Raw genomic sequence first — 20,627 nt, 5'->3', positions numbered from 1 at the left:
TACTTGTTTACCTTCAAAAAAAAAGATGGCAAGTAAAAATGTCGATTTTTTATCGATACTTACAAGGTAGAGAATCCAGGGAGAGGCCCGATGAAACGCAAATTTTTTTATAGTGAAGATTTATGAAAACTTCAATTAAGGTCATCGCTGTTGTAATCGCTTCCACACTGGCTTTTTCTGCCTCCGCCTTTGAGCCACTTCATCAGATCGTAGACAGTGTTCGCCAGGCTGCCTCAGAACCTCTGGGAATGAACATTTCTGCTATTAAGGATATTGCCGCACGGCGCGCAGGTATGACTTTAACCGATATGCAGGCACAAACTTTTGGCCAGTTGGCAAAAGGGTACAACATTTCAGTTTCCGATCTGGATAGCACTATCGCTAACAGAATCGGATATTCAGGTGAACCTGCCAGGACTGGCCTGACGCCCCTGACAGCACCAGTACCAACGGCAACGGCAACAACACCTGATAAACCCGCTGTCAGCAGCCAGACTGTAAACAGTATTAAAAACAGCTCGATGACTGCCAGCATCCTGGCTGGGCAACAGGCTGCCGCAGCCGCGCGCACTGCACTGCAAGGCGCACAGCTTACCGCCGCCAATCAGGTACGCACCGCGCAGCAAACTGCCGCGCTGCAAGGCGCACAGCTCACCGCCGCCAATCGGGCGCGCACCGCGCAGCAAACTGGCGCGCTGCAAGGCGCACAGCTCACCGCCGCCAATCAGGCACGCACCGCGCAGCAAACTGCCGCACTGCTAGGCGCTCAGCTCACCGCCGCCAATCAGGCGCGCACCGCGCAGCAAACTGCCGCGCTGCAAGGCGCACAGCTCACCGCCGCCAATCAGGCGCGCACCGCGCAGCAAACTGCCGCACTGCTAGGCGCTCAGCTCACCGCCGCCAATCAGGCGCGCACCGCGCAGCAAACTGCCGCGCTGCAAGGCGCTCAGTTGACCGCCGCCAATCAGGCGCGCACGCAAATGCAGATCAACGCGTTACTCGGTGCGCAGCTTACCCAGATGAATATTGATCGGGTTAAAACGCAGGTTGTCGGCCGCCCGACCTTTACCGAGACTGTACCCGCTGTTGTTTTGAATAAACCGGTCGTCAAAAACAGTGCCCCATTCCAGACAGCAAAAGGAACGGGAGGGAGCAGTAAAGGTCAGCGTTCTCAGCATGCGGGTGGCTCGGGTCATGGTGAAAATAATGCCGGATGGCACGCTTTTGGCGGCCACGGATACGGAGCAAACAACACCGGTTCGGAAGGATTTGGTGGCGGTTCTCAGTTCCACTAAGGGGGAGCGCAGTGGGATTCACAGGCCGGAAAACCCCGGCCTGTAGGCTATTTACTCAGAAGAAACCCAGTGGCTGCACGCTGTAGCTGACCAGCAAATTTTTGGTCTGCTGGTAGTGATCGAGCATCATTTTGTGCGTTTCGCGGCCAATACCGGATTTTTTGTAACCGCCAAACGCCGCATGTGCCGGATAGAGGTGGTAACAGTTGGTCCAGACGCGCCCGGCTTTAATAGCCCGTCCAACGCGATAAGCACGGTTGATATCGCGCGTCCACACGCCGGCACCCAGGCCATAAATGGAATCATTGGCTATGGCAATCGCCTCGGCTTCATCCTTAAAGGTGGTAATGCCGACCACCGGCCCGAAGATCTCCTCCTGGAACACGCGCATGCTATTGGTACCTTTCAGCAGCGTTGGCTGAATGTAGTAACCGCTCGAGAGATCGCCCTCCAGTTTTTCCACCCCGCCGCCGGTGAGAATTTCAGCCCCCTCCTGCTGCGCAATTTCAAGGTAAGAAAGGATTTTATCAAACTGCTGCTGCGAAGCCTGCGCGCCCACCATGGTGTCGGTGTCCATCGGGTCGCCGCGCTTAATGGTTTTCACGCGCGCCATCACCGCCGCCATAAATGGCTCGTAGATCGATTCCTGTACCAGCGCACGCGACGGACAGGTACAGACCTCCCCCTGATTCAGGAAGCCCAGCACCACCCCCTCTGCCGCTTTCTCAATAAAGGATGGCTCGGCCTGCATGATATCTTCGAAGAAAATATTGGGCGATTTGCCGCCCAGCTCGACGGTCGATGGGATCAGGTTTTTCGCCGCCAGCTCCAGAATATGTCCACCGGTCGCGGTCGACCCGGTAAAGGCCACTTTGGCGATGCGCGGGTTCGAGGCCAGCGCTTCACCCGCTTCCTTACCGAAACCGTGGATCACGTTCAGTACCCCTTTCGGCAGCAGGTCACCAATCAGCTCCACAAACAGCGTAATCGACAGCGGCGTCTGCTCGGCGGGCTTTAGCAGCACGCAGTTACCGGCGGCCAGCGCAGGCGCCAGCTTCCAGGCTGCCATTAATAGCGGGAAGTTCCAAGGAATAATCTGCGCGACCACGCCTAGCGGTTCATGGAAGTGGTAGGCGGCGGTAAACTCATCTATCTCCGCCGCCGTACCCTCCTGCGCACGCAGGCAGCCAGCGAAGTAGCGGAAGTGATCGACCGCCAGCGGCATATCCGCCGCCATGGTTTCACGCACCGGCTTACCGTTGTCCCAGGTTTCATTGACCGCCAGCGTTTCCAGATGCTGCTCCAGCCGATCGGCAATTTTCAACAGCGTCAGGGAGCGCGCCTGCACGGAGGTTTTCCCCCAGTCTTCCGCAGCGGCGTGGGCGGCATCCAGCGCCTTTTCAACGTCATCTTTATCAGAGCGCGGGAACTTGCCGATAACCGAACCGTTTACCGGCGAGGTATTGGTAAAATAGTTACCGTTGACCGGAGCGACAAACTCGCCGTTGATGTAGTTGCCATACTCCTGCTTCAGGGTAATCAGTGAATCTGTGGTGCCCGGGTATGCATAGCGCATCATCGTACTCCTGTTGAGGTCATCGCCGTGGCGAATAATTAACACTGTGATAACTGAATGTTAACACTTGTCGACATTCGGCAGGATGCCAGATCGTAGAGGCTGAAACTGTGATGAGGACGTCAGTAAAACGGGAATTTCGCGGGGTGATGTGAGGTGGCGCACAGGCGGTTAATGCGCGGAGCTGCCCGCTGCAGGCAGCCCCCAATATCAGGCGCTTTTCGCCTGCTGCGGCTGCGCCTGTTGGAAAAAATCACGCAGCAGCTGGCGCGGCCAGTGCGGTTCGGGCTGTTGCGTCAGCAGCTTCTGCACTTCCCCCGGCGCGAGGCTGTTATGCAGGCAGGCGGCCATAATTTCAGGGGTGAATTCCGGGTGAAACTGCAGCGACAGCGCGCTGGCAGAGTAGCGAATTATCTGGCAGCCATCCTGCGCGGAGGCGGCCAGCACCTGCGCACCCGGCGGCGGCGTCAGCACCGACTGACGGTGTGATAGCCACGCGGTGAAGCGCTCAGGCACAGAGGCCAGCAGCGGATCCTGACGCTGCGCGCGGGTGGTTTGCAGCAGCTTTACGCCGCGCTCCCAGCCTTTGGGATTATCCCCCACCTCGCCACCCAGCGCGTAAGCCATCAGCTGATGACCGTAGCAGACGCCCAGCAGCGGCAGCTGTTCGGCCACCGCATGGCGCACCCAGGCGGCGGTGCGCTCGCTCCACTCTGCGTGGTCGGTGACCATCGCCCACGAACCGCTGAGCACGGCGCAGGCAATCTGCTGCACGTCCGGTAGCGCTTCGCCAAGATCGGGGCGCACCACGATATAGTCATCATCGGCCAGCTCCAGCGCCTCAATAAACCACTGCTTCTGCTCCCCAACCTGGCGGCTAACCGCCTGCGGCGGGCTTTCAAGCTGGATAATCGCTAACGGCAATTTCACTGTTATCTCGCTCCTTATCGGCAATGTTATTGAGGCCGGACAGCCCGCAGATCATCATCGCAGTTTGTCACCAGCCTGTCTCATAACATTTTCAGGTAATCTTTATACAAAGCATCGGCTTAGTCGGAGCTACCGGCTGCTGAAAAAATGACGGCCAGCCGCGCCTCATCTGGCGCATTTCGTGCCATGATGAAAGGGACTCAATCACTCAACTAAGGATTTTTTGGTGGCTCTGCGTCATTTTTTTCTGATTCTGATGGTGGTGTCCATCTGGGCATTTAATAACATCGCCATTAAATGGGGGCTGCACGACCTTCCCCCGCTGCTGATGACCACCCTGCGCTTTGTGGTGGTGGCGCTGATTCTGGTGCCGTTTACCCGCGTCTCGCGCCAGCAGCTGCGCTATCTGGTGCCGCTTGCCTTCACGTTTGGCTTTATGCACTTTTCGCTGCTGTTTGTCAGCCTGAACCATACCGATGCCGGTACTGCGGCGGTGATCGTACAGCTCGGCACGCCTATCGCCATGCTGCTGGCGATGCTGATCCTTAAAGAGAAGCTGCGCCTGGTGCAGCTGCTGGGCATTACGATTTCGCTGAGCGGCGTGGTGGTGCTGGCGGGTAGCCCGACGATCCCGAACTGGTGGGTGCTGGTTCTGCTGCTGCTGAGCGCGTTCGGCTGGGCGGTCAGCAATATGATTGTGAAAAAATCACCGCCCATCAGCCCGCTGACCATGACCGGCTGGCTCTCTTTTCTGGCTATCCCGATCGTCGGCTGCGCCTCCTGGCTAACGGAATCCAACCAGCTTAACCTGCTGCTACACTCTTCATGGCGCGGCTGGTTTGGCATCCTGTTCAGCGCAATCGGCTCCTCGATTGTGGCTTATTCGCTGTGGTACAGCCTGCTGAAAAACTACAACGTTAACCTGATCATGCCCTACTCGCTGCTGACTCCGGTGCTGGCGGTGATTATGGGGGTGGTGGTGCTGGGCGACAGCATGAACAGCTTTAAAGTCACTGGCGGCCTGCTGGTGATGATTGGCACGGCAATCGCGGTGATTAACCTGCGCAACCTGAAAATGCACGCCCGCCTGTCGCGTTTTCGCCTTGTGCGCCGCCGTTCGGATCGCCCCTGATTAACTGAAGGAGAGTTGAATGGATAACCGCCTGAGCGCTGCGCTGTGGCAACAGCTGTGGCAGGGACTTCGCAACAGCAGCACGCCGCTGCCCGAGCTGAAAATCAACGGTGAGCAGGCGCTGGTTTCCGCTTATCCCGTCAGCGAACTGGCGGCCACCAGCATCGGGCTGGCGGCGCAGGCGACGGCCAGCCTGATCGGTAGCGCGCAGCCGGTAGAGGTGGATGCGGCTTTGTGCGCGCGCTGGTTCCAGCACGCGCTGCGCCCGGTTAACCGCCCGCTGCCCTCGCTGTGGGATCCGCTTGCCGGGGATTACGCCACCGCGGATGGCTGGCTGCGTCTGCACACCAATGCACCACATCATCGTGCGGCGATGGAACAGGTGCTTGGCCAGCAGGGAAATCGTCAGCAAGTGGCGGCCGCCGTCGCCCGCTGGCAGAAAGCGGAGCTTGAGCAGGCCGTGGTGGACGCCGGAGGCTGTGCCGCCGCGCTGCGCAGCCACAGCGAGTGGCAGCAGCATCCGCAGGGGCAGAGCGTCAGCCGTGAAGCGCTGATTGAGCAGACGCTACAAGCCTGCGGCCCGGCGCCCACCTGGCGACTGTTTGCGGCGCGCCCGCTGCTGGGCGTGCGCGTGCTCGACCTGACGCGCATTATCGCCGGACCGGTCGCCACGCGTTTCCTCGCCGGGCTGGGTGCTGAGGTGCTGCGCCTTGACCCGCCGGACTGGCAGGAACCTGCGCTGGAGGAGGAGGTCACGCTGGGTAAACGCTGCGCGCGGCTAAATCTGAAATCGACGGAGGGACGCAAACTTTTTGAGCAGCTCCTCAGCCAGTGTGACGTGCTGGTGCACGGCTATCGCGCCGATGCGCTCAGCAATCTGGGCTATGATGCAGAGGCGCTACAGGCGCTGAAACCGGGGCTGGTCGATGTCAGCCTCAACGCATGGGGATGGACCGGGCCGTGGCGCAACCGCCGCGGCTTTGACAGTCTGGTTCAGATGGCCAGCGGGATTGCCGAGCGCGGCCGCCTGTGGCAGCACAGCGATGCGCCCGTTCCGCTGCCGGTGCAGGCGCTCGATCACGCCACGGGTTATATGATGGCGGCGGCGGTACTGGAAGGATTGCGCCAGCGCCTGCTGCACAATACCGGCTTCACCGCCCGACTGTCGCTGGCGCGCACCGCCTGCCTGCTGACGGACGCCCCCTATTCGCAGGAAGCACAGCCCTCAGGTTTGGGTGCGCGCCTGCCGCCAGATGAAGATGCTGAAGCGCTGATATCGTCGTTTGGCCTCAGCCAGCGGCTGCGCTCGCCGTTCTGGCTGCCCGGCACGCCGCTAAACTGGTCGCGCGCGCCATCGAAGTTAGGTTCAGCGGTGGCGGAATGGCAGGATTAATGGTCCGGTGATGAACGGGTCAGGCTTGCCTGACACCCTACGCGATATCGTCTTCCAGCTCGTCGCGCATCGCCTGAATCGCTTCACGGCTGATGACGGCCAGCGTGCGGTAAAAGGCGGTGGTCGCATGGGCTTCCACTTTCCCCAGGAACGCCCCCACCCACGGCAGCAGATACTCATCAAACAGGGTAATCTGCGCCGAGATTTCATCCGCCTCGGACTGATCCTCCAGCCATGATGCCGCCAGCAGCAGTGCGCCAATATGGTCGGCAGGTGCATCGCTCAGCGGCATGCCGCGGCTGGTAAGAAAAGCACGCACCTCCGCTTCCTGCGGGCCATTCTCCCACTGCGAACCGAAAGGCGACACTCGGCATTCGCTGCCAACAAACAGGGCGTTATAGTCGGTTGCCAGCGTCTGTGGGTCACAGTTCTGCTGCAAACGGGTCAGCAGCTCATCCTGCTCCAGCGGCCAGTGCTGTTGCAGTTTACCTTCACGCAGCATCTGGAACAGCGGCACCAGCAAAGGGTCCTGCGGCTGGCGGTTGTAAAGCGAGCCTAAAATGCGGCAGATGATGGAAAACTCATTCATGTCTTTCAATTCCGTAAGAAGTTATGCGTGACACTGTCACAAATCGGCGAATTCAGCTATTTCCTTACCGGTACGCTGCTGCAGGAAGTCCAGCAGGCGGCGCGGCGTGACATTTAACACGCGATCTTCAGGAAAATCCACCTCGCGCAGGATACGCAGACAGTGCTCAAAATTACCGAGGGTAAAGGCGGTGTGAGAATCAGAGCCTAATGCCAGGCGGCCCCCCGCATCGCGCACCGCTTGCGCGACTTTACGGCAGTTGGGTTCACTGCCCTTGCGCGAGGTGGTAAATGAGGAGTTATTCAGCTCCAGCGCCACATCATACTTCGCCGCTGCTTCAGCGACCGCATGAATATCGATCGGGTAATTTGGGTTGCCGGGATGGCTGATAATATGCACCAGCCCGCTGGCCATCGCGGCGATCATCGCCTGGGTATGGGTCGCTTCATCCTGCGGAGGAAATACCGGCTCGTGGAACCCGGCAACGATAATATCAATCGAACCCAGCATCGGGCCGCTGCAGTCGATCTCGCCCTGCACATTTTTGATATTGGCTTCGATGCCGCGCAGCACGCCCACGCCGTCAATCACCCGCGGCCAGACTTTCATATTCACAAAATGCCAGTAGTGCGGAGCATCGGCCATATCCGGGCCGTGATCGGTGATCGCCAGCAGCTTAACGCCGCAGGTCTGCGCCTGTAATACGTAGTCGCGCAGCGTGCTGTAGGCATGGGTGCTGGCAACGGTATGCATGTGAAGGTCAACTGGATACATCTGTTCTCTCCTGATTAGTAACCCCGTTCGATATCGACGCGCCCTTCCGGCATTTCACCGCTCTCGCGCCGGGTAATCGACCGTGCAATGTAGTCCATAGCTTCATCTGGCAAGGTTACAGCGGCATTATGTGGGGTGATGGCGATATCCGGGTGCGACCAGAACGCGTGTTCGGCGGGCAGCGGTTCGTGATTAAACACGTCGAGCGCCGCCGCTTTCACTTCGCCCGCTTCCAGCGCGGCCAGCAGATCGGCTTCCACCAGGTGCGCACCGCGTGCGAGGTTAAGCAGAAATGCGCCGGGCTTCAGCTGGCTGAGCAGCTGGCGGTTGATGATACCGTGGGTTTGCGGGGTATTGGGCAACAGGTTAATTAACACCTGGCTCCCGGCAAGAAACTCGCCGAGCTGCGCTTCACCATGGAAGCTGGTGACGCCCTCAATCTGCTTCGGCGAGCGGCTCCAGCAGCTGACCGGGAAATCCCACGCCAGCAGGCTGTTGGCGACGCTGCTGCCCAGCACGCCCGCACCAAGAATACCAATGGTGAAGTCGCGGCGCGCGTAGTTGCGCAGATGGTGCCACAGGGTTTCGGTTTTCTGTTTCTGATATTCCGGGAAGCGGCGGAACCAGCCGAGGACGTGATAAACCGCATACTCCTGCATCTGGCGGCCCATGCCGGTATCTTCCAGGCGGAACAGCGGCACCCCGGGTGCCAGCATATCCGGATGCTCGCGCAGCTGGCCGAGGATATCATCCACGCCGGCGCCGAGCGCAAAGACGCCCTTCAGCGCCCGCCCTTTTAACATCTCTACCGGCGGCTGACGTACCAGCGCATAATCGGCCGGCCGATCGTCGCCGGGCTGCCACTGACGAATGCGTGCATGGGGTAATCGCTGCTGTAACCCGGTGATCCAGGTCTCTGCCTTAAAAGACGGGTGATAAAAAAGGATGTCCACGTTTTCTCTCCTGGTTTTTGTTTAGGCTCAGGGAAAACGCGGCGGCTGGCAAGTGAAAATTTGGGGCAGAGAACTGCCCCGAAAAGAATTAGGGCCGGTCGACCTGCTGGATCAGTCGGCGCAGCAGCGGGATCAGGCAGATCAGCACTAAACCGACCGCCGCGCTGCCCCAGCCGAGCAGGCTGAAGATATGGCTGTAGCCGGGGTTAGTCAGCAGCGGCGTGCTGCCGCTGTTTTCCGGCATCAGCGCGGAAACGTAGCCGGACAGCACCGACGCCACGCCGGTCACCATCATCCAGCAGCCCATCATGACTCCCTGATAGCGCGCCGGAGCCAGCTTGCCGATCATCGCATAGCCAATCGGCGAGAGCAGCAGTTCGGCGATGCTCTGCAATACGTAGCTGATGACAATCCATTTGAACGCCACAATGCCGTCACCGCCCGCCAGCGCAATGCCCAGCGGCAGCACCAGCATGCCCAGCCCGATCATAAACAGCGAGGCGGAGAACTGCAGCGGGATATCGATGCGCCAGCCGCGCTCGCGCAGGTTGCGGAACCAGATAGCCAGTAGTGGCCCGCCGAAAACAATCACCAGGGTGTTGATATTCTGCACCCACTGCGGGGCCACCTGAATGCCGTACACGCGGAGGTTAATATTGTGCTCGGTGAACAGCATCAGGCCCATCGGCGCCAGCTGGTACAGCGTCCAGAACACCAGCGCACCCAGCGCGAGGATCAGGTAAGCACACATGCGGCGCTGCTCATCACGCGGGCGATGGCGCAGCGTGGTAAAGCACAGCAGCAGGAAGATCGCTGCGCCCAGCGCCAGCACAAACGCCCCGGTAAACCCGGCGTGATTGAGCATCAGGCGGATCAGCGGCACCAGCGCCACCAGAATCACCAGCCCGGCCAGCATGCGCCAGCGGAACTGGCGCGGGTTTGCCTGCAGCAGCGGAGTACTGATATCGGCCAGCACTTTCCAGCGTAGCAGCGAGATAACAATGGCCACCGCGTTACCGATAGTGGCGAACAGGAACAGCGCTTCATAGTGCTCGCTGAGCTGGAAGTAGCCCGCGCCGGTAAAGCCGAGGAAGAATCCGAGGTTCATCCCGGCGTAGTTCCACAGGAAGGCGCTCTCACGGCGGTTATCTTCCGGGGCAAAGCGCTGGGTCAGCATCATATTAATGCAGGTGACATTGAGGCCGCTGCCGGTCAGGAACATCGCCAGCCCCCAGTAAAGGCCTTCCGCGCTCTGTCCGGAGAGCGTCCAGCAGCCAGCAACCTGCAGCACCATTCCCAGCACGAAAAGATTACGGTTGCTGAGGAAGCGACCGCCAAGGTAGCCACCGAACAGGTGCAGACCGTAGTTAAAGGCGCCGAACACGCCCATCATGGTGTTGGCCTGCCCTTCGCTGAAGCCGAGTTTTTTGGTGGCGTACAGCACCAGGCTGGAGTAAAGCACCGCGAAGCCCATGGTGGCAAAAATTTGAATAAAGAACAGCGCGCCGGTTCCCCCCGGCACCTGCTGTTGGGGGATACGGTTGGTGTGGTCCACAACTAACCTCTGTTTTTCCTGCCAAAATAAGTCGGTTATTATGCACCTTTTGCGCCTGGCGATGCGCGCCGATTTGGCTTTAGCGGCCTAATCTGAACCTGGCTGGCGTTTAAACCAGCAAAGTGCGTTAAAACTGACTAAACGCACTCAAAATAGTCGAAAGGCAGTTGACCGCAACCGCACTTTTCCCTACATTAGCGCCCGTCAGCAACCTGGTTGCGGCAACAATATGGTGAGGTGTCCGAGTGGCTGAAGGAGCACGCCTGGAAAGTGTGTATACGGCAACGTATCGAGGGTTCGAACCCCTCTCTCACCACCATATTTAAAGAGAAAGTCTGAACTCACGTTCAGACTTTTTTTATGCATTTTGCGTAGGGGTCGGGCGTGCCCGACCCGCATTAACGGAGGGCGAGGCATGCCTCGCCCCTACACCTGCGCGACCAACGGGATGCTATTTAATATCCAGCGCCGCTTTAAAGGTACAGGGCGAGCGCCAGGGATGGTGCGAGTGATCCCCCTCTCTCACCACCCTATTTAAAGAGAAATGCCTCAGCGAAAGTTCAGGCATTTTTTGCATTTGTGGGGCGACCAGAAAAGCGGTCGCCCCCTACATCTTCCTGTGTGCTGTAGGGGCCGATCCTTTTTTTCAATCGGCCCGTAAAATGCGTGATTATTTAATATCCAGCGCCGCTTTAATGGTATAGAACAGATCGGTCTGATCGGTCAGGCCGACGACATTGGCCGCGTGCGGGCCAAAGGCGGCGATGCGCAGCTGGGTGCCGGTGTGGCCCTGCGAATCCTCTTCTGAATTACCGTAGCTGATGGTCATCGGGCTGCCATCTTTGGTGATCAGCGTCTGCGTCAGGCCCGGGGCTTTGCTGTCGTTGGCGATAATCTGGCTGGAGTGCGCATGATCGGCAGTGACAATCACCAGGGTATTGCCCTCTTTGCGCGCAAACTCCAGCGCCTTCTGCACCGCTTCGTCCAGATCGACGGTTTCACCAATCTGCCCGCACGGATTGGCCGCGTGATCCTGCTTATCAATAGAAGCGCCTTCCACCTGCAGGAAGAAGCCCTCCGGTTTACTGCTCAGCAGCGCAATAGCCTTATCGGTCATCTGCGCCAGCGTCGGGGTGGATGCCGGGCGCTCCGCGTTGACTTCGCAGGTAATCGGTTTGCCATCAAGATTACCGTGGTAAGTGGCCTTGGGGCCTTTCCAGCGCACCGGCATATTCCCGGCAGCGAACAGCCCCAGCACCGGCTGCGCGTCGCTGGCAGAGGTCAGCGCATTCATGCCGTCGAGATCGTTCACCAGCTGATAGCCGCGTAGCTTCGCCTGCTCTTCCAGCGTTTTGCCCTGCCACTCGCCGGCTTTTGCCGTTTCGCTGAAGGTCTTCCCGCCGCCGCCAAAGGTGACGTCGGCGCGCGCATTTAGCAACTGCTCAGCAATCGAGCCTTTACCGCCCTGCTCCAGCGCATTGCTGGCGCACAGCTCGCTGGTTTTGACCGGGCCGTAGCACTTACGCGAGGTGACGTGGGCAATCTGCGCCGCCGGGGTGGCATCTTCCAGCTCTGCGGTTGACACATTGCCGGTCGCTTTACCGGCGGCTTTCGCCAGCTCCAGCAGCGAGGGGTGATCTTTACCCGTCACATCAACGCCAATCGCCCCATTATAGGACTTCACGCCGGTTGCCCAGGCGGTGGCGGATGCTGCGGAGTCAGTCACATAGTCAGGCTTGTGGGTTTTCTTATCCAGCGCATAGTGGGTGTACTGTCCGGTGAGCGGCAGCGCATCAATCCCTTTAAAGAAGCCGCCCGCCCCTTGCGCATAGTTTCGCGCCGCCGTAATTTCGGAGTCGCCCATGCCGTCGCCGATCAGCAGAATAACGTTTTTCGCCGTGCTGTTGCTTAACGACGCTTTAATCGCCTCGGTCTGGTCACCGCTCAGGCGACGTGCTCCGCCCGGCTGAGTCATGTCACCCTGCGCGGCCCGCTGGTACGTGGCGATATCGGCGACGGCAGAGGAGCAGATCAGTGAGGTCAGCAGGGAAAGTGCGAAAGCTTGATGTTTCATTTAACGGCGATCTCCATGAATAAGTTTTGCTAAAGATTTCAGGGAGTCAGTCTGCGATACAACTATTTCAGCTTTGCGACTTATTTGTGACAGATTAATGTCAATTTACCTTATGGCTGGCCGATCGCTTCACAGGGTTTAGCTGCTGATATCAGCCCGGCTTAAAGCCCGGCCTGCCGTTCTAACGGCATAAAAGGCGAGCTTCGCCGTTTATGGCGAATTGCGCACTGGCTGCACCAGATTATCCTTGGTTGCTCATCACTTAAGCGAATAGAAGCACAGGGAAAAATACTGCTTGACCCATTACCCGCGACTGCCTATAGTAGCGCCCCGTTACCCCCTGCGGGTAGCGGCAGTAAAATATGGTGAGGTGTCCGAGTGGCTGAAGGAGCACGCCTGGAAAGTGTGTATACGGCAACGTATCGAGGGTTCGAACCCCTCTCTCACCACCATATTCAAAAAGAAATGCCTGAGCGAAAGTTCAGGCATTTTTTTTGCGTTTTGCGTAGGGGTCGGGCATGCCCGACCCGCATTCGCGGAGGGCGAGGCATGCCCCGCCCCTACACCTGCGCGACCAACGCGATGTTATTTAATATCCAGCGCCGCTTTAAAGGTATAGTCCCCCTCTCTCACCACCCTATTCAAAGAGAATTGCCTGAGCGAAAGTTTTGGCTTTTTTTTTTGCGTTTTGCGTAGGGGTCGGGCATGCCCGACCCGCATTCGCGGAGGGCGAGGCATGCCCCGCCCCTACACCTGCGCGACCAACGCGATGTTATTTAATATCCAGCGCCGCTTTGAAGGTTTTGCGGGGCGACCAGAGAAGCGGTCGCCCCCTACAGCAAAAAATGTGATCTGCCGCACAAAATGCGTAGCCGTTACCCCTGGATCTTCACTACCTTCACACTCTACATATTCAGAACACCAGGTATCACATGAACGAAATCACTCAACTGCTGAAAAGCCACCGCAGCGATCGCAGCTATCTTGACACCCCCATTGCCGACACGATTATTGATGACATTGTCGAAACGGCCTGGCGTGCGCCAACTTCGGTAAATTCCCAGCAGGTATCGCTGGTGGTGGTGCGTGATGCTGCCACCCGCGCAAAAATCGCGGAAATTGCCGGTGGACAGCCGTGGATCGCGAAAGCCCCGGTGTTTATCACCTTTGTGCTGGATATGCACAAAAGCCAGCTGGCAATTGAGGCGGAAGGCAAACAGCAGATCGCGCATGAGAGCCTGGAAAGCCTGATCTCCGGTGCGACCGATATTGGAATCGCGCTGGCGACCGTGATGACCGCTGCCCGCTCTCACGGGCTGGGCGTGGTGCCAATTGGCGGGATCCGCCGCGAGCCGCAGGCGATGATTGAGCTGCTTAACCTGCCTGAGCTGACCTTCCCGGTAGCGGGGGTGGTGCTGGGGTATGTTGATCAACCTGCCGTTCAGAAACCGCGTATGTCGCTGGCGGGCTTCCGCCACGAGGAGCGCTATAACAGCGCGATGCTGCCTGAGGTGATCAAAGCGTATAACGAGGTGCTGGTCGCGCACTGGCAGCAGACCGGGCGAACCGATGGCGATAACTGGGGTAACAATACCGCCAGCTATTACGACCATATTTATTTCCCGCAGGTGCAGCCAGCCGTGCTGAAACAGGGCTTTGGCACTGACGAGTAGCCATAAAAAAGCCCGGCCAACTGGCCGGGCTTTCATCAGGGCTTAAGCGATTAACCGTAAGCCAGCAGCGTGCGCTGACAGAGCTGAGAACGCACGCAGTCCTCTTTTCCGAAACGGACCACGCTCACCATCTCGTCGTCCTGGAAGCGCGACAGCGCGTCGGCCAGGCCGGACTGAACATGGGACGGTAAATCACACTGGGTGATATCGCCGTTAACAATGACGGTCACGTTTTCCCCAAGGCGCGTCAGGAACATCTTCATTTGGGCGGCGGTGACGTTCTGCGCCTCATCCAGAATCACCACGGCGTTTTCAAACGTGCGGCCTCGCATATAGGCAAACGGCGCAATTTCCACTTTGCCAATTTCGGGACGCAGGCAGTACTGCATAAAGGAAGAGCCAAGACGTTTAACCAGAACGTCATATACCGGCCGGAAATACGGGGCGAATTTTTCTGAGATATCCCCTGGAAGGAATCCCAAATCCTCATCCGCCTGAAGTACCGGGCGAGTCACTATAATCCTGTCAACATCCTTATGAATCAGGGCCTCGGCCGCTTTTGCGGCGCTGATCCAGGTTTTACCACAACCTGCTTCGCCCGTAGCGAAGATCAGTTGCTTGGTTTCTATGGCGTTGAGATAGTGCGCCTGAGCTTCATTTCTGGCTTCAATCGGTGAATGGTCGCGGCTATCGCGTGCCATGCCAATCGAATCCAGCCCACCCATCTGCACCAGCGAGGTGACCGATTCTTCTTCACGCTGACGGTGACTGCGTGAATCGCTACGAAGCACACGTTTTGCTTCACGACGAGCTTTGATCACTGCTTTCTGTCTTCCCATAGTGGCACCTTACAGTTGGTTTCATTTCCCGCATCCCTATTATCGATGCGATTACGTGAACGCTTTAGAGGTCATGGCTTCCTTTTAAGCCTGGTCTAGCCGTTGGTAAAAATGCATAGCGATACGCTTGCAGGCTATGCACCAAAAAAGGTTTAAAGGAGTGTTGGAACAGCAGTTGGATTGTAAAAGAAGAGAAAGCTACCGAGGAAATGAGCTCCTCGCGAATCAAGGCGATGTATGACTTTTTCACTTGTGGTCCGTTAAAGGACTTCAGCATTCGCTATCTCCGTAGTGGGAAACTATATGCGAAAATCAACAGCAATTTCATATTCAGCAGTTTACCAAAAAAATGCAACACTTTTTTTACGAGTATAATGACACTTTCGATAATACTCTATTAATCATCAGGTTATAAATATCACTTTATTAACAATGGCGTCAGTAAAAACAGCGACTGGGTGTTTTATAATCAGTTAAGATTGTCTGATGTCATTTTAAGGGAGCGTAAGTTAAAAGGAAAATTAGCGGACTTAAGTCAAATCCGCTAATTAGGTCAGGCTTCCAGCAATCCCTGTGCCAGATAGTGTTCCGCATCCGGTACGCCCGGCAGGACAAAGTAATAGCCCCCGCCGATCGGTTTTATATACTCTTCCAGCGCTTCGCCATTTAATCGTTTCTGCACGGTCAAAAATCCTTTTTCCAGATCGTGCTGATAACAAACAAATAGCAGCCCCATTTCCAGCTGGCCGGAACGGGAAACGCCCAGCGAATAACTGTAACCACGGCGCAGCATCAGGTTGTTTTGCGTTTCCGGCGTGCGCGGGTTGGCCAGGCGAATATGCGCATCCAGCGGGATAATGTCGCCATCCGGATCCTGGCTGTAGTCCGGCACATCATGCTCGTTGTGCATACCCAGCGGTGCGCCGCTGTGCTTTTCACGGCCGAAGATGGTCTGCTGTTCACGCAGCGGCGTGCGGTCCCAGAACTCCACGCGGAACTGAATAATGCGTGCCGCCTGATAACTGCCGCCCAGCGTCCATGCCGGTTCACCCTGCCCTTTGCCCACCCACAGAATCGAATCCATCAGGCTGGTATCTGCCGTATCAGGGTTCGCCGTGCCATCCTTAAAGCCCAGCAGGTTAATCGGCGTCTCTTTACCTTTGCTGCGCGCGGCGTGGTCGGAGATAAACCCCTCGCGCCGCCAGCGTACGCTGAGCAAGTCCGGGGTGTACTTGATGATATCGCGCAGCGCGTGGATCACCGTGTCATTGGTATTGGCGCAGATCTGTAATAGCAGGTCGCCGTGACACAGGCTGGCATCCAGCGCGTCGTTGGGGAACCGGGTCATACGCTGCAGCTTAAGCGGAGTCAGCGCCTGCAGCCCAAAGCGCTCATCGAACAGCGAATGCCCCACGGAAACGGTAATCGTCAGGTTATCCGGGTAGATCTCCTCACCGAGAATGCCGGAGTCCATCGGCGGCAGCTGCGGGTTGGTCACCCGCGGCGCTTTCCCGCCGCGGGTGAGAAACGCGATGCGCGCCGTCAGCAGCTTGAACAGCTGCTGCAGGCTCGTCTTATCCGTCGCCAGCACGTCGAAGGCCACCAGCATCATCGACGCCTGCTGCGGGGTGACGATCCCGGCCTGATGCCTGCCGTAAAACGGCTGGCTTTCCTGACGGGCATTTGGCGATAACGCCCCCGGTGAGAAAGAGTCCCCCTCAGCGGCGGCATGAACCGGGCAACCGCCCGCCACGGCCAGGGCACCGCTGAGGATGCCCATTCCTTTCAGTAAACGACGGCGTGACGTCAGCGCCACGTCGTCAACGGATTTTGCCATTTCTGATTAGTCCAGGCCAAGCGTGCCACGCAGCAGAGAAAGGTCTTCGGCCAGCGCCGTGATTGGGCCTTTCAGTGCGTTACGGTCCGCATCGGTCAATTTGTCGTAAGATTCATAGCCGTCTTTGGTGCGGTACCTGGCGAGAATGGTATCCACCTTGTTAAAGTTACCGTCCACCTTTGCCAGCAGCTGCGGGTTCTGTTTCTGCACCAGCGGGCGCAGCAGGTTAACAATTTTCTGCGCGCCATCAACGTTGGCCTGGAAATCCCACAGGTCGGTACGGCTGTAGCGGTCTTCTTCACCCGAAATCTTGCTGGACGCGACTTCCTCAATCAGACCGGCAGCCCCGCCCACCACTTTACCCGGCGGGAAGGCCAGTTCGTTGATGCGGGTCTGCAGATCCAGCACATTTGTGTACAGCTGGTCGGCAAATTTATCCATCCCTTTGGTGGTGTTATCAGCAAATAACACTTTCTCCAGGCGGTGGAAACCGGTGAAATTCGGGTCCTCCGCTTTCTTCTCGAAGTCATCTTCACGGGCGTCAATGGCACCGTCGAGGTCGGAGAACAGTTCGGCGATCGGCTCGATGCGCTCGTAGTGCTGGCGGGTTGGCGCAAACAGGGCTTTGGCTTTTTCCAGATCTCCGGCTTTCACCGCATCGGTAAAGGCTTTGGTACTGGCAACCAGCTGCTCGACTTCTTTGGTCACGTACACTTTGTACTCGGCAATCGGTCCGACCAGCTGCAGCACGTCCGGCTTGCCATCATTGGCTTTGCTGCCGCTGGCTTTGACAATCAGCTTACCTTTCGGGTTGCTCAGCAGGCCACAGGTAATATCGTACTCCCCGGCTTCCAGGTTGGCGGTCAGCTTCTGGGTAAAGGACGGCGCGATGTTTTCACGCTCTTCCACCACCATCCCCCCTTTCAGGATCTCCCACTCCAGCGCTTTCTGGCTGTCGTTCTTGATGATGAACTGGGTTTTACCCGCGTCCACCGTCAGCGTCATCGGGGTACACTGCTTGTCATTTACGCTGACCTTAACCTGGGGAATATCAGCCGCCAGCGCCGCGCCGGATGTCGTCAAAGTAGCCAGCAGCGCGGCGTTCAGCGCATGACGGCGAAAATGCATGGTCATAGAGGTAATCCCTGTCAAAGTATTATCATCGGCGGGCCAGGCCCGTCCGGCGGAATCAGCGCACGCCAGGCGCTGTGGAGGTTGCAACACGTCCCGGCATAATAAACAGCAGCAGAGCCGGAATAAGGTAGATAAACCACATCGCCACTTCGCTGACGCTCGGCGCTTCCTGGTAGCCCAGCAGGCCTTCCAGCAGAGTGCCAAACACGCTGTGCGTCGTGAGGGTATGACTGAAATCAAATGCCACGTCCTGGAAGTGATTCCATAAACCGGCTTCATGAAAGGCGCGGATCGCCCCCGCCGCCAGGCCAGCCGCGACGAAAATGATAAACAGGCTGGTCCATTTGAAGAAACTGCCCAGGTTAAGGCGCACGCCGCCCCAGTAGATCAGCATGCCGAGCACCACGGCGGTGCCGAGGCCAAGCATCGCGCCGAGCGGGGGCGCGTAGCCCACGTCCTGCTGAAAGGCGGCCAGCAGGAAGAATACCGACTCCAGCCCTTCACGCGCCACGGCAAGAAAGACCATCAACACCAATGCCCAGCCGCTGCTGTTGCCCTTCTGCAGGGCGCTGTCGACGGCGTCTTCCAGCTGTGCCTTTACGTTGCGTGACACTTTACGCATCCAGAACACCATCCAGGTGAGCACCACCACCGCGACCACGGCGACGATACCCTCAAACAGCTCCTGCTGTTTCTGCGGAAATTCACCGGTGGTTTCATTGATAAACCAGCCAAGGGCAAGGCAGAGCGCGGCAGCGGCAAACACCCCAATCCACATGGCGGGGAACCACTGACTGCGCTGAGTACGCTTCAGATAGCTGGCGATCAGGCTGACAATCAGCGCCGCCTCGAGCCCTTCGCGTAACATGATGAGAAACGGGACAAACATGCCATAACCCTCTAACTGTTAACTTCAGTCAAATCCAGTAAAGATAAGTAAAATACGAACGATATCGATTATCATTATCGAAGGAAGAAATACAAGCCGGGCAAGGGATATTTTCGAGTTTTGTGAGGGGAAAAAACATTAAGCAGATGTAACGGTGGGGGTGGGCGTAAATGAAAAGGGCCAGAATGGGCTGGCCCTTGAGCGTTAGTCTGCCTGATACTCCGCTTCCGCAGCATCAAAGCGCTGCTGCGCCGCCGCCGACGGGCCTTTGCCCAGCAGGCTGAACAGCACAATCGCGATGCAGGCGAACAGGAAGCCCGGAATAATTTCGTAGAGGCCAAACCAGGCGTACTGCTTCCAGATAAGCACGGTTGCCGCACCCACGATCATCCCCGCCAGCGCGCCGTTACGCGTCATGCGTTTCCAGATCAGCGACAGCAGCACCACCGGGCCAAAGGCAGCACCAAAGCCCGCCCAGGCATAGCTCACCAGGCCCAGCACGCGGTTGTTCGGGTCAGACGCCAGGGCAATAGCAATCACCGCCACCAGCAGCACCATCAGGCGCCCTACCCACACCAGCTCGCGCTGAGTGGCATTTTTGCGCAGGAAGTTTTTATACAGATCTTCCGTCAGCGCGCTGGAACAGACCAGCAGCTGGCAGCTCAGCGTCGACATCACCGCCGCCAGAATGGCCGACAGCAGGATCCCGGCAATCCACGGGTTGAACAGAATACGCGTCAGTTCGATAAAGATACGCTCACCATTTTCAGATACGCCGGAAGCCTGATCCGGATGGTTCTGGAAGTAAGCAATACCGAAGAAGCCCACCGCCACGGCACCGCCGAGGCACAGGATCATCCAGGTCATGCCGATACGACGTGCGCTACGAATCGAGCGGTGGGAGTCAGCAGCCATGAAGCGCGCCAGGATGTGCGGCTGGCCAAAATAGCCCAGGCCCCAGCCCAGCAGGGAGACGATAGCGATAAAGTTAAGGTTCTTCAGCATGTCGAGGTTCTCAACGCTTTTCGCGCGGATCACCTCCAGTGAATCACCCAGGCCACCGACTGCCAGAATAACCATGACCGGCGTCAGGATCAGCGCGAAAATCATCAGGCTGGCCTGCACGGTGTCGGTCCAGCTCACCGCGAGGAAGCCGCCAACAAAGGTGTAAACGATAGTCGCTGCGGCACCGGCCCACAGGGCCGTTTCATAGCTCATACCGAAAGTGCTTTCGAACAGACGCGCACCAGCCACCACGCCAGAGGCACAATAGATGGTGAAGAACACCAGAATGATCAGGGCGGAAATCACCCGCAGAACTTTGCTCTTATCCTCGAAGCGGCTGGAGAAGTAGTCCGGCAGCGTCAGGGCATTGTCATGGTGCTCGGTCTGCACGCGCAGACGGCCAGCAACAATCTTCCAGTTTAGGTAAGCGCCGATCGTCAAACCTATGGCGATCCAGCTTTCAGAAATGCCTGAGAGGAAAATGGCCCCCGGCAGGCCCATCAGCAGCCAGCCGCTCATGTCGGATGCCCCGGCTGACAGCGCGGTGACCAGACTGCCCAGGCTGCGGCCACCCAGAATATAGTCGTCAAAGTTTTTCGTTGAGCGGTAAGCAATAAAACCGATCAACACCATGCCGAGAATATAAATACAGAATGTCACCATCATCGGTGTACTTAAAGTCATTCAGGTTCTCCACTTATTATCAGTATCCTCAGGCGAAAGACGCGCCGTGAAGCGGCCGGAACGGGGCACGTTTCACAGGGGGCTCTCTGCCGGGGGCGGTATCCTGCCGTAATCGGCGTTGACGCACAAACGATTTAACACATCATCCACAGCCATTTCACCTGCTAGTTACGTTCAAATGTCAGCAGGTTGCACTGCGTCACATTTAACCGGGTTGCACCTCGGTAACAACCCGAAAAAAAACCAGGTAATACGTCACATTTCATAACTGGCCGGATTCTTGCAGCAATATCCA

The 20,627-nt window shown here is 57.7% G+C and carries 17 protein-coding genes and 2 tRNA genes; 6 read left to right on the top strand and 13 right to left on the bottom strand.

Annotated features, from left to right (window positions below):
* Nucleotides 1–122: 122 nt before the first annotated feature.
* Nucleotides 123–1,295, top strand: coding sequence for a hypothetical protein (locus ACLI4M_RS19065; RefSeq protein ID WP_133623850.1), 1,173 nt, complete (start codon nucleotides 123–125; stop codon nucleotides 1,293–1,295).
* A gap of 55 nt (nucleotides 1,296–1,350) precedes the next feature.
* Here ACLI4M_RS19065 and exaC read toward each other — a convergent pair whose 3' ends face one another.
* Both exaC and ACLI4M_RS19055 read right to left on the bottom strand, forming a co-directional pair.
* Entirely contained in the window at nucleotides 1,351–2,871 is a 1,521-nt protein-coding gene (exaC, locus tag ACLI4M_RS19060) for an acetaldehyde dehydrogenase ExaC (protein WP_133625082.1), read from the bottom strand.
* A 210-nt stretch (nucleotides 2,872–3,081) separates the two neighbouring features.
* The gene (locus ACLI4M_RS19055; protein ID WP_133625083.1) at nucleotides 3,082–3,807 is read right to left on the bottom strand and encodes a glutamine amidotransferase; all 726 of its coding nucleotides are present in this window, start codon (nucleotides 3,805–3,807) and stop codon (nucleotides 3,082–3,084) included.
* Nucleotides 3,808–4,027: 220 nt separating this feature from the next.
* On the opposite strand from ACLI4M_RS19055, the gene ACLI4M_RS19050 reads away from it, so the two are divergent.
* Together ACLI4M_RS19050 and ACLI4M_RS19045 are read left to right on the top strand one after the other, a co-directional pair.
* On the top strand, nucleotides 4,028–4,933 hold the full coding sequence (locus ACLI4M_RS19050; RefSeq protein ID WP_133623851.1) for a DMT family transporter: 906 nt from the start codon (nucleotides 4,028–4,030) through the stop codon (nucleotides 4,931–4,933).
* A gap of 19 nt (nucleotides 4,934–4,952) precedes the next feature.
* A complete protein-coding gene (locus ACLI4M_RS19045) occupies nucleotides 4,953–6,326 on the top strand; it encodes a CoA transferase (RefSeq protein WP_133623852.1) in 1,374 nt (457 codons plus the stop codon).
* Nucleotides 6,327–6,363: 37 nt separating this feature from the next.
* Here the strand turns inward: ACLI4M_RS19045 and ACLI4M_RS19040 are convergent, their stop codons facing one another.
* The 4 genes from ACLI4M_RS19040 to ACLI4M_RS19025 form a co-directional block, all read right to left on the bottom strand.
* A complete protein-coding gene (locus tag ACLI4M_RS19040) occupies nucleotides 6,364–6,915 on the bottom strand; it encodes a TorD/DmsD family molecular chaperone (protein WP_133623853.1) in 552 nt (183 codons plus the stop codon).
* Nucleotides 6,916–6,951: 36 nt separating this feature from the next.
* Nucleotides 6,952–7,689 carry a phosphatase gene (locus ACLI4M_RS19035; RefSeq protein ID WP_133623854.1) on the bottom strand — a complete coding sequence of 246 codons (738 nt, stop codon included), beginning with the start codon at nucleotides 7,687–7,689 and terminating at the stop codon, nucleotides 6,952–6,954.
* Between the two features lie 14 nt (nucleotides 7,690–7,703).
* A complete protein-coding gene (ghrA, locus tag ACLI4M_RS19030) occupies nucleotides 7,704–8,642 on the bottom strand; it encodes a glyoxylate/hydroxypyruvate reductase GhrA (RefSeq protein ID WP_133623855.1) in 939 nt (312 codons plus the stop codon).
* A gap of 88 nt (nucleotides 8,643–8,730) precedes the next feature.
* The gene (locus tag ACLI4M_RS19025; protein ID WP_253539066.1) at nucleotides 8,731–10,197 is read right to left on the bottom strand and encodes a peptide MFS transporter; all 1,467 of its coding nucleotides are present in this window, start codon (nucleotides 10,195–10,197) and stop codon (nucleotides 8,731–8,733) included.
* A 231-nt stretch (nucleotides 10,198–10,428) separates the two neighbouring features.
* Between ACLI4M_RS19025 and ACLI4M_RS19020 the strand changes: the two genes are divergently transcribed.
* Nucleotides 10,429–10,516: transfer RNA gene (locus tag ACLI4M_RS19020), tRNA-Ser, on the top strand.
* Between the two features lie 351 nt (nucleotides 10,517–10,867).
* On the opposite strand, the gene phoA is transcribed toward ACLI4M_RS19020, so the two are convergent.
* On the bottom strand, nucleotides 10,868–12,271 hold the full coding sequence (gene phoA / locus ACLI4M_RS19015; protein ID WP_133623857.1) for an alkaline phosphatase: 1,404 nt from the start codon (nucleotides 12,269–12,271) through the stop codon (nucleotides 10,868–10,870).
* Nucleotides 12,272–12,635: 364 nt separating this feature from the next.
* Here phoA and ACLI4M_RS19010 point away from each other — a divergent pair.
* Nucleotides 12,636–12,723: transfer RNA gene (locus tag ACLI4M_RS19010), tRNA-Ser, on the top strand.
* 480 nt (nucleotides 12,724–13,203) lie between these two features.
* A complete protein-coding gene (locus ACLI4M_RS19005) occupies nucleotides 13,204–13,944 on the top strand; it encodes an NADPH-dependent oxidoreductase (protein WP_048915750.1) in 741 nt (246 codons plus the stop codon).
* Nucleotides 13,945–13,994: 50 nt separating this feature from the next.
* Here the strand turns inward: ACLI4M_RS19005 and phoH are convergent, their stop codons facing one another.
* The 6 genes from phoH to putP all read right to left on the bottom strand — a co-directional run bounded on the left by phoH (nucleotide 13,995) and on the right by putP (nucleotide 20,332).
* Entirely contained in the window at nucleotides 13,995–14,783 is a 789-nt protein-coding gene (gene phoH / locus ACLI4M_RS19000) for a phosphate starvation-inducible protein PhoH (RefSeq protein WP_048915749.1), read from the bottom strand.
* Nucleotides 14,784–14,847: 64 nt separating this feature from the next.
* Nucleotides 14,848–15,060 carry a hypothetical protein gene (locus tag ACLI4M_RS18995; RefSeq protein WP_048915748.1) on the bottom strand — a complete coding sequence of 71 codons (213 nt, stop codon included), beginning with the start codon at nucleotides 15,058–15,060 and terminating at the stop codon, nucleotides 14,848–14,850.
* Nucleotides 15,061–15,336: 276 nt separating this feature from the next.
* Nucleotides 15,337–16,620 (bottom strand): iron uptake transporter deferrochelatase/peroxidase subunit, encoded by a 1,284-nt coding sequence (gene efeB, locus ACLI4M_RS18990; RefSeq protein ID WP_133623858.1) that lies wholly within the window; start codon nucleotides 16,618–16,620, stop codon nucleotides 15,337–15,339.
* 6 nt (nucleotides 16,621–16,626) lie between these two features.
* Nucleotides 16,627–17,754: an iron uptake system protein EfeO gene (gene efeO / locus ACLI4M_RS18985; protein WP_133623859.1), complete on the bottom strand. Its 1,128-nt coding sequence runs from the start codon at nucleotides 17,752–17,754 to the stop codon at nucleotides 16,627–16,629.
* A gap of 55 nt (nucleotides 17,755–17,809) precedes the next feature.
* Complete coding sequence (gene efeU, locus ACLI4M_RS18980; RefSeq protein WP_133623860.1) at nucleotides 17,810–18,643, bottom strand: iron uptake transporter permease EfeU; 834 nt, start codon at nucleotides 18,641–18,643, stop codon at nucleotides 17,810–17,812.
* Between the two features lie 204 nt (nucleotides 18,644–18,847).
* The gene (gene putP / locus ACLI4M_RS18975; protein WP_133623861.1) at nucleotides 18,848–20,332 is read right to left on the bottom strand and encodes a sodium/proline symporter PutP; all 1,485 of its coding nucleotides are present in this window, start codon (nucleotides 20,330–20,332) and stop codon (nucleotides 18,848–18,850) included.
* Nucleotides 20,333–20,627: the final 295 nt, after the last annotated feature.

It is taken from the genome of Erwinia sp. LJJL01 (assembly GCF_047300805.2).
GTDB lineage: Bacteria > Pseudomonadota > Gammaproteobacteria > Enterobacterales > Enterobacteriaceae > Erwinia > Erwinia aphidicola.
This window is presented reverse-complemented; position numbering and strand designations above follow the sequence as displayed.